Annotated in this window: 15 protein-coding genes and 1 pseudogene; 4 read left to right on the forward strand and 12 right to left on the reverse strand. The window is 59.9% G+C overall.

The annotated features are described in order from the left end of the window. Positions 1 to 78: 78 nt before the first annotated feature. Positions 79 to 1,272 (forward strand): NAD(P)/FAD-dependent oxidoreductase, encoded by a 1,194-nt coding sequence (locus AC0WRY_RS20570; protein WP_194402607.1) that lies wholly within the window; start codon positions 79 to 81, stop codon positions 1,270 to 1,272. 253 nt (positions 1,273 to 1,525) lie between these two features. Here AC0WRY_RS20570 and AC0WRY_RS20575 read toward each other — a convergent pair whose 3' ends face one another. The 9 genes and pseudogenes from AC0WRY_RS20575 to AC0WRY_RS20615 form a co-directional block, all read right to left on the reverse strand. Further along, positions 1,526 to 2,227, reverse strand: a complete 702-nt coding sequence (locus AC0WRY_RS20575; RefSeq protein WP_194402608.1) for a DUF4336 domain-containing protein — start codon at positions 2,225 to 2,227, stop codon at positions 1,526 to 1,528. 19 nt (positions 2,228 to 2,246) lie between these two features. Further along, a complete protein-coding gene (locus tag AC0WRY_RS20580) occupies positions 2,247 to 3,404 on the reverse strand; it encodes a DUF3224 domain-containing protein (RefSeq protein ID WP_194402609.1) in 1,158 nt (385 codons plus the stop codon). 47 nt (positions 3,405 to 3,451) lie between these two features. Beyond that, entirely contained in the window at positions 3,452 to 4,117 is a 666-nt protein-coding gene (locus AC0WRY_RS20585) for a methyltransferase family protein (protein ID WP_194402610.1), read from the reverse strand. Positions 4,118 to 4,153: 36 nt separating this feature from the next. Beyond that, positions 4,154 to 4,660: a hypothetical protein gene (locus AC0WRY_RS20590; RefSeq protein ID WP_194402611.1), complete on the reverse strand. Its 507-nt coding sequence runs from the start codon at positions 4,658 to 4,660 to the stop codon at positions 4,154 to 4,156. Beyond that, positions 4,653 to 5,585 (reverse strand): sigma-70 family RNA polymerase sigma factor, encoded by a 933-nt coding sequence (locus tag AC0WRY_RS20595; protein ID WP_194402612.1) that lies wholly within the window; start codon positions 5,583 to 5,585, stop codon positions 4,653 to 4,655. Before AC0WRY_RS20595 ends, AC0WRY_RS20590 begins: the two co-directional genes overlap by 8 nt. A gap of 33 nt (positions 5,586 to 5,618) precedes the next feature. Next, positions 5,619 to 6,070, reverse strand: a pseudogene (locus AC0WRY_RS20600) (carboxymuconolactone decarboxylase family protein). Between the two features lie 187 nt (positions 6,071 to 6,257). Next, on the reverse strand, positions 6,258 to 6,689 hold the full coding sequence (locus tag AC0WRY_RS20605; RefSeq protein ID WP_371746365.1) for a flavodoxin family protein: 432 nt from the start codon (positions 6,687 to 6,689) through the stop codon (positions 6,258 to 6,260). Between the two features lie 37 nt (positions 6,690 to 6,726). Beyond that, positions 6,727 to 6,885: a hypothetical protein gene (locus AC0WRY_RS20610; protein WP_371746100.1), complete on the reverse strand. Its 159-nt coding sequence runs from the start codon at positions 6,883 to 6,885 to the stop codon at positions 6,727 to 6,729. A 149-nt stretch (positions 6,886 to 7,034) separates the two neighbouring features. Continuing rightward, entirely contained in the window at positions 7,035 to 7,880 is an 846-nt protein-coding gene (locus AC0WRY_RS20615) for a crotonase/enoyl-CoA hydratase family protein (protein ID WP_194402613.1), read from the reverse strand. 424 nt (positions 7,881 to 8,304) lie between these two features. Here AC0WRY_RS20615 and AC0WRY_RS20620 point away from each other — a divergent pair, with 424 nt between their 5' ends. From AC0WRY_RS20620 to AC0WRY_RS20630, 3 genes are read left to right on the forward strand one after another with little or no spacing between them, the layout of a single operon-like run. Further along, on the forward strand, positions 8,305 to 8,616 hold the full coding sequence (locus AC0WRY_RS20620; RefSeq protein ID WP_194402614.1) for an ArsR/SmtB family transcription factor: 312 nt from the start codon (positions 8,305 to 8,307) through the stop codon (positions 8,614 to 8,616). Position 8,617: 1 nt separating this feature from the next. After that, positions 8,618 to 9,103 carry an SRPBCC family protein gene (locus AC0WRY_RS20625; protein ID WP_194402615.1) on the forward strand — a complete coding sequence of 162 codons (486 nt, stop codon included), beginning with the start codon at positions 8,618 to 8,620 and terminating at the stop codon, positions 9,101 to 9,103. 45 nt (positions 9,104 to 9,148) lie between these two features. Beyond that, positions 9,149 to 9,562 (forward strand): MAPEG family protein, encoded by a 414-nt coding sequence (locus AC0WRY_RS20630; RefSeq protein ID WP_194402616.1) that lies wholly within the window; start codon positions 9,149 to 9,151, stop codon positions 9,560 to 9,562. Between the two features lie 1,158 nt (positions 9,563 to 10,720). On the opposite strand, the gene AC0WRY_RS20635 is transcribed toward AC0WRY_RS20630, so the two are convergent. The 3 genes from AC0WRY_RS20635 to AC0WRY_RS20645 all read right to left on the reverse strand — a co-directional run bounded on the left by AC0WRY_RS20635 (position 10,721) and on the right by AC0WRY_RS20645 (position 13,435). Further along, positions 10,721 to 10,960, reverse strand: a complete 240-nt coding sequence (locus AC0WRY_RS20635; RefSeq protein ID WP_246776281.1) for a sigma factor — start codon at positions 10,958 to 10,960, stop codon at positions 10,721 to 10,723. Then, a complete protein-coding gene (locus AC0WRY_RS20640) occupies positions 10,957 to 11,526 on the reverse strand; it encodes a hypothetical protein (RefSeq protein WP_194402617.1) in 570 nt (189 codons plus the stop codon). Before AC0WRY_RS20640 ends, AC0WRY_RS20635 begins: the two co-directional genes overlap by 4 nt. Before the next feature lie 793 nt (positions 11,527 to 12,319). Then, on the reverse strand, positions 12,320 to 13,435 hold the full coding sequence (locus AC0WRY_RS20645; RefSeq protein WP_194402618.1) for a glycosyltransferase family 4 protein: 1,116 nt from the start codon (positions 13,433 to 13,435) through the stop codon (positions 12,320 to 12,322). Positions 13,436 to 14,045 lie beyond the last annotated feature (610 nt).

Below are 14,045 nucleotides of genomic sequence, written 5' to 3' on the forward strand. Positions count from 1 at the left end.
GGATGAAGTGTCACAACCAGCTGCTTTAAATCGTCCTGCCTTGAGAAATGCCCGACCAAGGTCAGAAAGGGAACGAGCATGTCGAGGAATATTCTTGTCATTGGCGGAGGTTTTGCCGGCTTTTGGGCCGCGATGGCAGCCCGGCGAGTTGCGAAATCGGCAGCGGATATCACTGTTGTTTCGAGAGAGCCAAGGCTGGAAATAAGGCCGCGACTGTACGAAGCCAGGCCAGACACTCTCGCGGTCGATGTTCTTCCGTACCTGGACAAGGTCGACGTGAACTTCGTTCGTGGAGAGGCGGTCGGGCTGGACACGACTGCGAAGATCGTATCGCTCGATGACGCCACCTGCCTCACCTACGATCGCCTGATTGTCGCCACAGGCAGTCGAATGTGTCGTCCGCCAGTGCCTGGCGCCGCAGAGGCTTATTCCGTCGACACTCAAGCAGAAGCAATCGCTTTCGATCGGCGTCTGAACGAGCTCGCCCGCGACAAGAAAGACCCCACCCTCGTCGTCGTTGGTGCGGGCTTTACGGGCATCGAACTTTCGCTCGAGCTGCGCGACCGATTCGTGGCGCACGGCGCAGCCGAGGCTGCTGAACTGATGCATATTGTCTTGGTCGACCGCTCGGACGTGGTCGGACCAGAGCTTGGGCCTGGGCCGCGTTCGGAGATCGAGCGTGCCTTGCAGTCTGCGCGTATCGAGCTCCGACTTGGCGCGACAATCACGGCGCTGGCCTCAAACCGTGTAAGCTTCGCGGACGGCAGCGCTCTTTCAGCGGATGCCGTCGTGCTCGCGACGGGCATGAGAGCCTCGCCCTTCACGGGTAATGTTCCCGGCGAGCGAGATGAGCTCGGCCGGATCGTCGTCGACGCAGAGCTCCGGGCTCCCGCCGCGCCGGAAGTATTCGTCGCAGGCGACGCTGCGGCGGCCGACACTGGAGATGGACACCGGGCTCTGCAATCCTGCCAACACGCGCTGCAGATTGGACGGGTTGCCGGCGAGAACGCCGCGCGGGACCTGCTTGGGATGACCGCTGTGCCGTATTCTCAACTTAACTATGTCACCTGTCTGGACCTCGGTCGATGGGGCGCGATCAGGACACAGGGCTGGGATCGACGAGTTGAGCTGACTGGAACTGAAGGCAAGGCCCTGAAGCGAAAAATCAATACCAAGCTCATCTATCCACCAGCTAATGGCGGGACTGAAGCTTTGCTTGCAAGCTCGACCATCGATATCGTCAAACGATATGCGATCGACGGGTCGCGATAACTTACGGACGCTTTCAAAGTCGAGTTCCGCCGGGATCCAGATTCCAGGCCATAAAGAGGCCGCCACCTGAGGCGGCCTTGGCTTGTATGGGTGGCGGCCTCCGAAAACGGCTTGGTCGGGCTCTTCTTTTCATCTCCTCGGGCATCGCACCGATATATTGGTCGTTGTATCCGCAACCATTATTCATGCGACCAGTGGCGGCGGTCATGACCATCTACTCACAACGGGCGGCATTGCAGGTAACAGGATCACCTCAACCCATCCAAGAAAGGGATTGCGCGAGGAACACAGATCCGCCACTGCGCTGCCACTGCCCGTGTGCCATCACGACGCGCTCTGGCTGCCAGTTCAACACCGTCGCACGCGCTTTGCGCGCCAAACGGCGGTCGAGAAATGATAGACGGAGGTCCAGCGGCGCATGCGCACCGGTAAGTGCAGTGATGCCCGACAGACGCGCCAAGCATCGTTGCCATGGCTTCCATTTGGTCCTGAGATAATCCTCGCCAAAGGCCTGGACGAGGTCGCCGAAAATCGCCGTACCGGATGCTCTATGGAAGAATGCGACCTCGTCCAGCAGCGGCGAGCCGCGAAACCAGGCTTGATCGATGTCACGGCTCCAGGCGGCCGGCGGTTCATCTGTCAGGCCGCGTTCGAAGGTCAGGTCGGGTCGCTTGCCAATGATCGATGCCGGCCCCCACAGATGGGCCTGTGGGAAGCATTCGTGCCAACGTGACAGGAAGAGGTGGTGAAGCTTGTTCGGGCTGACGAGATGGTGCACGGGACCGAGGCTGATCAGTTTCCCGCGCAGCTCCTCGTTGAGGTCGATCGGTGACCAGATCCAGAGGTCACCACCCGAAAGTCTGACGATCACCATGCGGGTGGGATACGGAAATCCGTGGAAGCTCACGTCCGCCCCATCCGCTATCCAGATATTGTCGGCTATCGATTGAAGCATCGCCGTGCTTCCAGAAGCATTAAACGGTGAGTGAGGTCTCGAGCCAGTATGTCAAGGACGTGCTGGCACGCCATCCCGTGGGAGAGCTCTCGTCCCGCTCAGCCGAGAACTCCGCATAGCCATTCAGTCGTTCGAGCTCTCCTGTTCCCGAACCGCCCACGATCTCCCAACGGCCGCGCACGACCGGGCCCCGCTCCATGGCCCCCTCGGCCTTTAGCAGAAATGATCCCTTCAGGCCCCCGATTGAGCCTGCGATGCGCTCATAGCAGATCAAGGTGCCCGTGCCGTCGGGACGTTCGAGCCTCAAGTGCGTGGCCCTCCCTTCGCCGACGATACCGCCGATAAACTTTTCCACCAGGCGTGTCTCGACTATGGCAAGGCCGCTCGCGTCCGCCTCGCTGAGAACTGACCTGTCGTACTTCTCGACCTCGACCTTGCTCGCTACAGTGCGAGGCGCGCAGCTCCCCTCTCCGGGGGCCACCAGGCCGCCCTGAGACCTTGGAGCGGATCGCAACTCACTTTCAAGAGCAATCGTCCCTTGCCAGGCTCTCACCGTCGAGTACTCGGCGAGCACACGCAAAGCCTCGTGCATCTCGGCTGCTGTGATGCCTGCCCGAAGCGCCATACAAACGTGCGCTGCAAAGGCCTGTCCGAGAGTTCCGCTCACAACATCGATCGCAAAACTGGCAAACAGGCGCTCGCGGTGGTCCAGGCCGGGTCGTGCCCAAAGCTCAGACGATTGTTTTTCGATTGCAAGGGCAAGCTTGGGATCGGCAGATCTGAGTGCTTCAAGAGCATGTGCCGGGTATGGCGTTGCGGGATGAGGCGATGGACGGCGTGCTGCATGGCTGTCGGGGCTATGGCCGAGTTCTGCAACCACCTCCGCCAGTCGCTCGAATGCCCGCGAGACCGGATTGAGACCGGCCGCTGGCGCCACATGACGCAACAGCTCGCGCAGGTCTTCAACACACATCTCGGCCTTGCTCAAGGCCATGGCTACATGCAGCTCGAACGGGAGACCAAGCTCGTGCACCGCAACATCTCCAGCAATAAGCAGGCACGCCTTTTCACGCATTGAGAGCTGCGACAGCGACCAGATGCTGCGAGCGGCCTCAAGCCCCATGGATCCGAAAACAGGGTCAAGCCGCAGGACACGGTCGGGGGACACTAGCTCCATAACGCACTCCTTGTCGTTGATGTGACGGGGTTCGCAACGGTCTTCGATTAGTAGATGCCCGGCAACAGTCGGGCCGTGCGAACTCGATAGGTCCGGTATTGCTCACCAAACGCGCCGATCAGCAGGGCTTCTTCGGCATCCATCCGCGCGATCACCGGCACGACTGTCGCCGCTGCCAGCAACACGCCCGCAAGTGAGCGGAAGGCAAGGGCCCAGCCCAGGACACATAGAAGCATGCCGAGATAACTTGGATGACGGATCCAGCGATAGGGCCCGGTGGTGACGAGACGGTGTTCTGGCTGGATCGCGACAAGTCCACTGAAGCGATTCCCAAGGACGAATACGGGCCACAGTCTCAGCACTCCGCCCATCGTATAGATAACCACGCCACACCAGCGCGTTGTGTCGCCATCAATCGTACCCCAGTCCAATCGGTCCGTGAGAGCCGGTAGCCAGCCGATCAGAATGCCGAAGGCCGCGAAAACGGCAAGGACCCAGCGGTTTGACCGATCCTCACGCACGCCAGGGCTTAAATTGCCGGCGGTGAACATGGATGCGATCGTCAGCACGACCGTGACCACTGTCAGCACGGTGAGGGGTGCATGGGAAAAGAACGGGCGCAGCCCACCGCGCCCCAGAATGGCCAGGGCGATAAACGCGGCAGTCCCCAGCCCTGCCGTGATGAGGAGGAGCAGCGAGTGCAAATTGCTCATCTGGATCCGCTGTGAGGACGATCGAGCCTGCATTCGTCAGACTTTCCTCGTGGGTTGACTGCTCCCCCGGACTCCCGACAGGACTGCGCACAGCGCCAGCACCAACGCCAACAATGTCAGCGTCGCACTCGCCGCGTGCCCATATTCCCATTGCAGGCGGGCCACGCCGAGATTTGCCGGTATTTCGGTCCAATTCCGTGTGAGGGCGTTCATCGGATAGATAAAGCACCAGAAGATGACCTGGGCACCAATGAGTAAGGCAAGCGCTCCCAGCGAAAGCCAGCGCGCGACGGGAATGTCCCACATAGCGATGGCGTGGCCGAGCGTGCAGCCAACCGCGATGACGATCGCGACACCAAAGAAGGCCCAGCCATCATAAGCCCTTTGCATCGTCATGTAGTCGACCGACGACATCTTCAATTTGTTGAACATTTCAAAGAAGTGGGCGCCTTCCGGGATGAGGTAGATGGCAACCGAGATAACGGTCGTGATTCGAAGCAGGTCGGTCCCATATCTCCCTTGGCCGTTGGCACCCTCAGGCATCGTGGGGCCCTTTACTGTTGGCAACATGCGTCAGCTTGTCCGGATTCCGAACGACGTAAACCCTGCCGATCCTGCCGGTCACGATCTCGAGGGCGATGGTGAGAAGTTCTCCATTTGCTAAAGTTGCCACGCATCCAGGGAGCCCGTTGATCATCGCAGGACGCAGGTCGACAACAGGTTGCACGCGCTTGCGCGCCAGACCGGCGAAAAGCGCAATGATCCTGGGGCGTCCGACGATCGGATTGAGAGCGGCTCGTCGCTTGCCGCCACCGTCCGTGTACAGCACGGCGTCGTTTGAGAGGATATTCGCCAGGCCATCGACGTTGCCGGTCCGATAGGCCGTCATGAACGCCTCGAGGATTTCATTTCCTTTGTCAGGTTCAACCTCGAATCGTGGTCGCGACTCCCGGATGTGCGCACGCGCTCGCGCGGCGAGTTGCCGGCACGTTACCTGATTGCGTCCGAGCAGCCGGGCAACCTCCTCGAACTCGACATCAAAGACGTCATGCAACAGAAAGGCGGCCCGCTCGAGGGGTGAAAGCCGTTCCAGGGCCAACATCAATCCGATGGACAAATCGGAGGCATAGTCGCTCGCCGTCCCCGCGCCCAAGGTCTCGGCATCCAGCACGGGCTCCGGCAACCATGGGCCGACATAGGTCTCACGCTTTACGCGGGCGGATTTCATCTGATCAAGACAGATGCGAGTGACGACCTTTGCCAGGAACGCTCGCGGCGACTCGACCCTCGCCCTGTCGGTACCGTGCCATCGAAGGTAGGCTTCCTGCACAGCATCCTCGGCTTCAGTCAACGAGCCAAGCATCCGGTACGCCAAACCGGTCAAATAGCGACGGTGCTTTTCGAACTGGTCTGCCGCCCTGCGCCCGCTCTCTTCAGGCGAGCTTTGCTCCTGTAAGGGGTCCGTCATGGTGCACTCCCGAGGAAGTGATCGAGCTGAAACTCAGTTGGCTTGGGGTTCGTCTGGATGGTGAGCGCGCGCTCCTATGGCAAGGCGGTTGAAGGCATTGATGAGCGCGATTGCAACGGAGAGCGCGATGATCTCGTCCTGGGAGAAGCATCGCTGCACTTCTTCGAACAACTTCATCGGGCGCGTGAGTTTCTGCAATCCGCGTCAAGCTCTCCGTGCAACGCAAGCGCCGCCCGCTCCAGGTCCGAGAACAGCGCCGACTCGCACCAGGCGTCCAGCAGGAGAAGCCGGGTAGGACTCTCGCCGTGCTTGAGCGCCTCGCCGCTGTGCATGTGCAGACAGAAATTGCACCCGTTGATCTGGGAAGCTCTCACCTTAACCAGTGCGATCAGCTTCGGATCGAGAAGGCTCGCCGCCCATTGATTGGCGGCGCGCATAGCCTCAATCCCCTCATTCGGGCTTGCAAGATTGATGCGGGGTTTCATTTGGCGGCCTCCTTGACTGTCTAATGACAAAGAGACGACCGACGGCATCGATCGTGACATGTGCATTGCCTGGAAAAACAGGGCTGCTTTGCAAAACGTTCCAGGCTCATGCGGATTGCCAGGAGCCGCTTCCCTTCTCCCTCCGGCAACGCCGTCATCTTTGCCAGCGAAGCTCGATTGCAGGGTGTTAACGGATATCGTGCCGGGATCCAGCCCGTTCGGGGATCGATCTTCCCCTGGCCAATTGCCAGGCCGTTTCGGCCACCCGCCGGCCAAGGAACCTGGCCGTGTCCAAGTCTGATCGGGGCGGAGCCAGATCCGGACCCTGATCCACGTTGGATTGGGCTCCTGCTCCAAGCCAGATTCCAAGCCGGTTCCGCTCTTCGTCGGATCCCTGAGATGAGTTGTTGGCGGGAGGAAGCCCCAGATTGATCCAATGCATCCCATGCTGGGCGGCAAATAGCGATAGCTGTACAAGAGTCGAGAGCTTGTCTCCGGAACGGGCTCCAGAATTGGTAAAACCTGCAGCAAGCTTTCCGGACCAGGCGAAGCCCTTGGCCAGGACCGGCCGGGACGTGGCTTCCTGAAACGCCTTAAATTCCGCCGACGCACTTCCCATATAGGTCGGCGCACCGAATATGATGGCTTCGCACACCTCAAGGTCGATCCACCGCTGCTGCGGCTTCGATTACGTCCATGAGCAGTGCGTTGACACCCCGCACTTCCGCAGCTCCGTCTCGTACTGCTTCCGCTTGTTTTTTCGTGTGGCCGAAGCCGCTGTGATAGACGACAGCGACATTGATTGTCGATTCCATTACAGTCACCTCTTCCTGCATACTGACTGTTCAAGTACGCCGCCTTGCCGCTCTGCTTTCGTTCATCGTCATCTACGAGCTTCGGCGGATGACATTCGGCGGCGAAACTGACCAGACCGTCGGTTCTGGGCACGATCGCGCGACATGATCTATTTGCCGGGTGAAGAACCGCGTGAGGCGAGCAACTCTTCGGGATCGGCAAATTTCGCCGGCCGAACAGCCAGATTCGCAGCAACAGCCTCGATGTGATCCGGCGAGCCGATCAGGGCGTGTTGCTCCCGTCTCTCGCTCGCAAGACCCGCGCCTGCATCACAAGTAACGGCTTCGTTCAGGAGCCGCTTCGCGGCGCGGATTGCGAACGGGCTCCGGGTGGCGATTTCACGTGCGGTCTTCATAGCGGCCGCGTGGGGATTATCGACCACACGCGTGACGAGCCTGTAAGAAACAGCCTCTTCAGGACTGAAGATTCGACCGGTATAGGTCAGCTCCCTGACGACATCTTCCGCAGCAAGGTGACGCATCAGTTGCGTGCCCGACATGTCGGGCACCAAGCCCCACTTCGACTCGAGCACCGCCAGTTTGGTTCCCGGCGCCACGTAACGAATATCCGCACCGAGAGCGATCTGGAAGCCGCCACCGAACGCCAGGCCATGAACCGCCGCGATCACCGGCACGGGAAGCTGCCGCCATAACCAGACGACATGTTGAGCCCAACTAGCGATGCCGTGGGACGCTTGAGTAAGATCCGCAAACGGCAGCAAGCTTTCGCCTCGAGAAATTGCATCGAGCCGTTCGACATCCAGACCGGCGCAGAAGGCACGGCCTTCGCCGGACAGCACGACTGCTCGAACTGTTCTGTCGCGACTGAGCCGCTCACCCGCCTCTGCGAGGGCCATGAACATGGAGGGATCCAGAGCATTCATCTTTTCGGGACGATTCATGCGCACGTCAGCAACACTCTCTTCTACGACGATGGTCACGCGATCGTCCGTCATTGGGGCATCTCCGCGCTGGTACAACTCGAGCTAACTTCCTCGATGGACGAAACGATCGCGACAAGGGAACCGCCCGACCAACAAAGGGGAACAACCCGGTGAGGATGCCCTCACCGAATGCTCTCCCTCGACCGCTGTTGACCCGTCTTATCCATCAAAAACACTGACGAGGTGGACGCAGGTGCTGTGACACGCCCGCGCAAAATTTTGTCAGGCAGCGAACCCAAAAGCGCGCTCTGTCAGCACCAATCCTACAGTGAAAGGAGGGACCATCGACCCAAGGCTGTTGGCGCGTGCAATTCAGCCCCTTTGACCAGATAATTAGTCTATGCTAATCATTAGTCCCAACTTATTATCTCCTTGTATGCGGTTTGGCGGGCGGACAAGGTCCCCCTCCCCAGACTGCAGGCGTCAGAGCTTAGCCATGGTCAAAGATAGTGCGCAGCTTGCCGCCCTGGGGGATCCCACGCGAAGGCGAATATTCGAACTCGTGGGAACGCGGCCTCGCACTGTCGCTGAAATCACTCGAGAACTAACGGTCTCCCAGTCAGCCGTCTCCCAGCACCTCAAGGTTCTGCGCGAATCCCGTCTGGTTCGTGCCGAGCCGAAAGGTGCCAGCAACGTTTATCACATTGACCCGGCCGGGCTCGGCCAGATGCGCGCCTGGCTCGACCGGTTCTGGAGCAACACGTTGGCGGCTTACAAGGTAGCTGTCGAGAAATCACGAGAGGACTAGCATGAGCAGACACATATCGGCCGCACCCATCAAACAATCAATCGTGGTTGATGTCCCTATCGAGCGTGCGTTCAAGGTTTTCACTGAAGACTTCGGCAGCTTCAAACCACGCGAGCACAATCTGCTTTCTGTTCCCATAGCAGAGACGGTATTCGAGCCACGTGTGGGCGGTCACGTTTATGATCGTGGTATCGATGGCAGCGAGTGCCGCTGGGCGCGTGTGTTGGCTTTCGAGCCGCCTAATCGTGTGCTTCTGAGTTGGGACATCAGCCCACGCTGGCAACTCGAGACCAATCCCGACAAGACCAGTGAGTGGGAGGTGCGGTTCATCGCCGAGACGCAAAACCGGACCCGCCTGGAGCTTGAGCATCGTCACCTCGAACGCCATGGCGAAGGTTGGGAAGGCGTCCGCGAAGGCGTCAAGGGCGATCAGGGTTGGCCCCTCTATCTGAAAAGGTACCGCCAGCGGATCGCCGGTGAGGCTTGATGCTCGCCTTCTCCCTGCGTCCCTATCGTAATTGCGGAGGCCCTCATGGCAACTTATTCGTTGAGTGTTATCGGAGTACTTCTCCTCTGCCTCATATCCATTTTGCTGGCGATTCATTCGGGATCGTCCAAAGGCAGGGCGGGCGTCCTCTCCGGACCTGTCCTGCCGGCCGACGACGAAAACTTGTTGTACCGGATTGATCGCGTGCACATGAACGCGGTGGAGGCGCTGCCACCTTTTGTGGTCCCAGCCGTTCTGGCCATGATGGTAGGAGTCAGACCCGGCACACTTGCGACGCTCGTATGGATCTACGTTGCGATTCGTCTGATACACGTTGTGGTCTATTTGCGCGGCGGCAAAGCTGCCAAAGGCGGCAGCATCAGAACCATTCTCTATGTTTCAGGAGCGGCTGTGACTGTTATTCTAATTGCGACCACCGCCGTGGCAGCGATCGGCTGACATACCAAACAAAGCGACAGCTGAGCCCCCGAGAAATGCGGCTGCTTGCGAGCTCTCGTGGTCCAGTTGTCCCTTTTGCGCTAACAGCTGCTAATCTGTTGGCGAATGCTCGTACATGGAGTTCTAAGCGGCACCACCAGAAGTGCGAAATCGTGGAGGATCGTAAACTGGCGTACCAAATCGTACGATTGATGGCGGAGGAGTCCCCCGATTCAACTGCTCCGTTGCGAGGTGGACGGGTCAAGCTGCGCAATGAGGGAGTGACGATCTTCATCTCCGACAACTGAGTCAGCCCGTCCCTACTCTCCTGTCCCCAGACCCCGGAAATTTCTGTCTTCCAAAGCGCCAACCGAAGGGTCCCACCTTCCCATAGAAGGACTGCTGACATTGGCTTCGCAGGATTTTCTTTGATCTGCCGGTGCACACGTCGTGCACACGTCGCCTTCTAACCGTATGAAAGACTTAAACTCTCGCTCCAATCCATCATGCGGTCGCGGTGCCCCTCGGCGTGGACGATCAGGTCGGCGCCGTCAGCACGGTATAAAGCGGCTTGCCGGCCACCAAATGGTCCTGGCTGTCCTGAACCGCGCGGCGCACGCAATTCCTTTGATACGACACGGTTCGTGCTGCAAGCGTGGCATCCTAGATTCGACAATGATCGCCGACATCAGTGGCTTGGGCAGCAACTCGAGGAGTGCGCCACGGGCTGGTCATGCGAGCGGATCATCACCCATTGCTCGCCGGTCCGACATATCGATCCGCCGTGGCTTCAGAAGCCTCTCCTTCAAAAGCTCGACCTCAAGCTCAAGCGTAGTCTCCTAGACGCAACAGTAGCCAGTTTCCAACTCCGACAATTCTGTGCCCACCGTATCAGGTGCGATCCGGGGGGCAGAATTGAACGTGCTGCAACTTTGTCAGGGTTTCGGGTCAGGTAAATGGCGACGATCTTGCCGTCGCTGTGTTCGATGGCCATGGTGTCGATCGACCCGTCGCTCTCGCGCATCACAAATCCGGGGGAGCCATTGACCATAGCATCCCGCGCCGTGATGGCGGCAAGGGCCGGATTCTTGCGGGCGAGACCGTGGAGAAAACGCAGTATTCTGTCCGCCTCGAATGGGATTGAGAGCTGCAGCGCGTTTGCCGCCACTGGCCGATATACTACGACTCGCATCGTGCTCGCGCCGACTTCATGCGGTCCAGGCAAAACCGCGTCACGACTGTCGCAAGATAGCGATAGGGTTCCTTGACCTCGGTACGGTCGATGGCGTGCCACCGCAGATAGGCATCCTGCACGTCATCCTCGGCCTCGGCGCGCAACGCGAGCATGCGGTAGGCAAGCTTCGTCAGCGCGCGCCGAAGCGTCTCGAGAGCCGCGGCACCGTGGTCGCGGGTTGTCATGCGGCCGATGCCCGTCTAGGCGGCGTCACGTCTCGCATTACAGGAACTGTTTCGCCGCCGATCTCCAAACGCGTGCAAGTCCGGCCATGACCGAGTGCATATTTGATCGTCGGATACATCCGGCCTGAGAGGATGGCGAAAGAGAGAGCGACCAGCGCTCGTCTTCCGAAGTTCCGCACGACCTCTTCGCGCAACTCGTCGGCTTCCGGCGCGTGCCGCAAGGTCGCCTCTGCAAAGCGGGTAGCTAGGACCGCTTCCGGCGGCATGGCCGCGAAATCACGGGTGACGATGGCACGCAGCACCTTCGGGTCGACCCCCTCCTTCTCGGCCATGATGATGCCGAGTTGCGTGCAGGGTCCGCAGTCCTCCGCCATGACTGCGACCAAGCCGGCAGCGGTATAGGCGTTGACCGGGGCGCCGCCGCGATAGCGGCCTAGCGCCTGAAGCTTGCCGAATGCCAACATCGCCCACGGATCGATGTCGATGAGCTCGCGCATATAGCTGGCGTCGTAGTTCCACTTGCGTTCAAAGGCAGCGATCTGCCGCTTCAAAAGCCAACGCAACATACCTCTCCTCCTACGTTCGGTCCAAGCGGAAAGCCTAGGCGAGCGGTTCCAATACGCTAACTGGCCGCCATGGGCTTTCGCGTCTACGACGATGCAGGCGTTCGGTCTGTGACATGCTATCTGAAATATTTTGGCCTGTCGGGGGCTTCGCAGAGCGTCCAAGGCAGGGCCGACCCTATTCGGAGATCGCCTCGGCACGGGTCTCGTCGTGCTGATACTCGTAGACGGGGCACGAAGTCGTTAGACGAAAGTCGAGGCGCGAGACAGGAAGGAAACATCGGACCCCGCTAGGAATGGGCATTCTGATGATCGTGCAATAGCGCCGACGCGGGGCGGGTTAAGCTTCAGAGCCGATGCGGGTCACATTGGGCGCCGAATAACACCAGCGCGCTGAGCGCGGTATGCACGATCGCCGAATCGATGGACGAGGAAAACATCAGCTCGCCGATCAAGTCGTGGATGGCGTCCGCCGAATGAGAACTTCATCGGCCCGATCGCAGGCGTTCGGGAACGGCACGGCCTTCTCCACGTTGGCGCCTTCTGGCGGCCCGAAGCAACCTGCGATGGGGTCGAACGCGCACTCAATGTTTTTTGCGGAATCTTTTTGAAGCAAGTGGGCTCACTACGTGAACGAGCAATCGATATTGCTGCTTTGCGCATAGGCACCTTCAACCGCAGGCTCCAGAGCCGCTGCAACTAAGTCGGCGACCGGTAGCGTGCGCACTCGTAGAGCCTCTGTAGCTTAGAACAAACGCTCGGCAACAGCTGCAACAGATCTGCCCCGTTGGCGTCCTCAATTAACGTCATTTGCAACTGCGGCTCTCGCATGAGAATGGGGGGCCGAATGCCCAACCATACTCAACAGATGATGCTCGGATGCACGCATTCGCAGCATTTTCTGGTAAAGCTTCACGTACTCGGCTGCCATGCGCGTTGCGGAGAACCGCTCCTCGAAGCGGGCGCGGACGGCCTTTCGATCCAGCGAAAGCACTTTTGGCATTCTCTGTACGGCTTCGTCTGCGCTTTCGACGATGGATCCGGTGATGCCCTCTTCCACGATCTCGGCGACCGATCCTCCGCGGAACGCCAAGACGGGTGTGCCGCATGCCATGGCCTCGATCATGACGAGACCAAACGGCTCTGGCCAATCGATCGGAAACAGCAGTGCTGCGGCGTTTCCCAGAAATTCCGTTTTTTCGCTCTCATTGATTTCGCCGATGAACTCCACCCCCGGGCCGTCGAGCAACGGCGCAATGGTATCGCGGAAGTAGACCTCATCGGCATGATCGATCTTCGCGGCAATCTTCAACGGCAGTCCTGCTGCACGCGCGATTGCGATGGCGCGGTCTGGCCGCTTCTCGGGTGAAATTCGCCCGAGGAAGGCGAGATAGTTATCGCGCGGGTCATAGGCCGGCTTGTGCAGATCGAGCGGCAGCCCGTGGTATACAGTTGAGATGAAATTGGCTCGCGGCAGGGGCGCGCGCTGCGCGTTGGAGATCGACACCAACGGCATCTCAGGAAAATGGGCATAGAACGGCAGGTGGTCTGGCAGGTCCTGCCGCCCGTGGAGGGTCGTTAATGTCCGTCCCGCCTCGGTCCGAAACAGCGGAAAGTGCAAGTAGTCGACGTGGAAGTGGAGGACGTCGAACTCCACAGAGCGCTCCCGCACCTTGTCGAGCAGCACCATTTGATGCGGGGTGGAATTTGCAACATCCGGGTCGAGGCGCAGGGCCCGCGGCGTGCAGGGAACGAGCTCGGCGGAAGTGATGGAGTCCCCGCTCGCGAACAGGGTGATCTTGTGACCCTGTCTGACCAATTCTTCCGTCAGGTAGTGCACGGCCCGCTCAGTACCGCCATAGAGCCGGGGCGGCACGCTCTCGAATAGCGGGGCAATCTGCGCGATCTTCATTCGGTCCTCCGCATTTCCAATTCGGGACATTACTCGTCCAACATCAGGCCTGGGCGCCGCCAGCATGGCCATGCCGGCGCGCGGCAGCGCTATGAACCTCAGAAGGCATCACCCGTTCCGCGAGGGCACCATCCACTGCTATCATGGAGCGACGCCGCCTTGAGAATGGCTGTCCGCGACCAGCGGCGGTTATCTTCCGCCCGGCCCGCTCCGCAGCCGAGCGCCCGGGACTAAGCTCAAGGGGCCCGCGCGCGAGATCCCAAGCCGGCTAGGAGATCCGATGTTGACACCGAGCGCGGCGAAGCACGGCGGATCACTCGCAGGAAAGGATTCCAGAAGCGCTGTCTCGATCACAACGTCGGGGGCTGCTTGGGCCATGGTCAGTCTCACCTCAGGTAAGCTTCGAGGGACCGGCCGAGGCGCAGCAGGACGACAGGAACCCCTTCCAGATTCGTCTCAGCCGGACCCAACAAAGACATGGGTGCGACACTACAATTTTCGCAAGTCCTGGAAGGCCTTGAAACGATACGACCCGCTTCTAATTTCATGGGTAGCCGCGCAGCGATTGCACGGCAGGATCGGGCGCCTGGTACAGGGCCCGGTCAGCGGG

It is taken from the genome of Bradyrhizobium sp. T-12 (assembly GCF_058314695.1).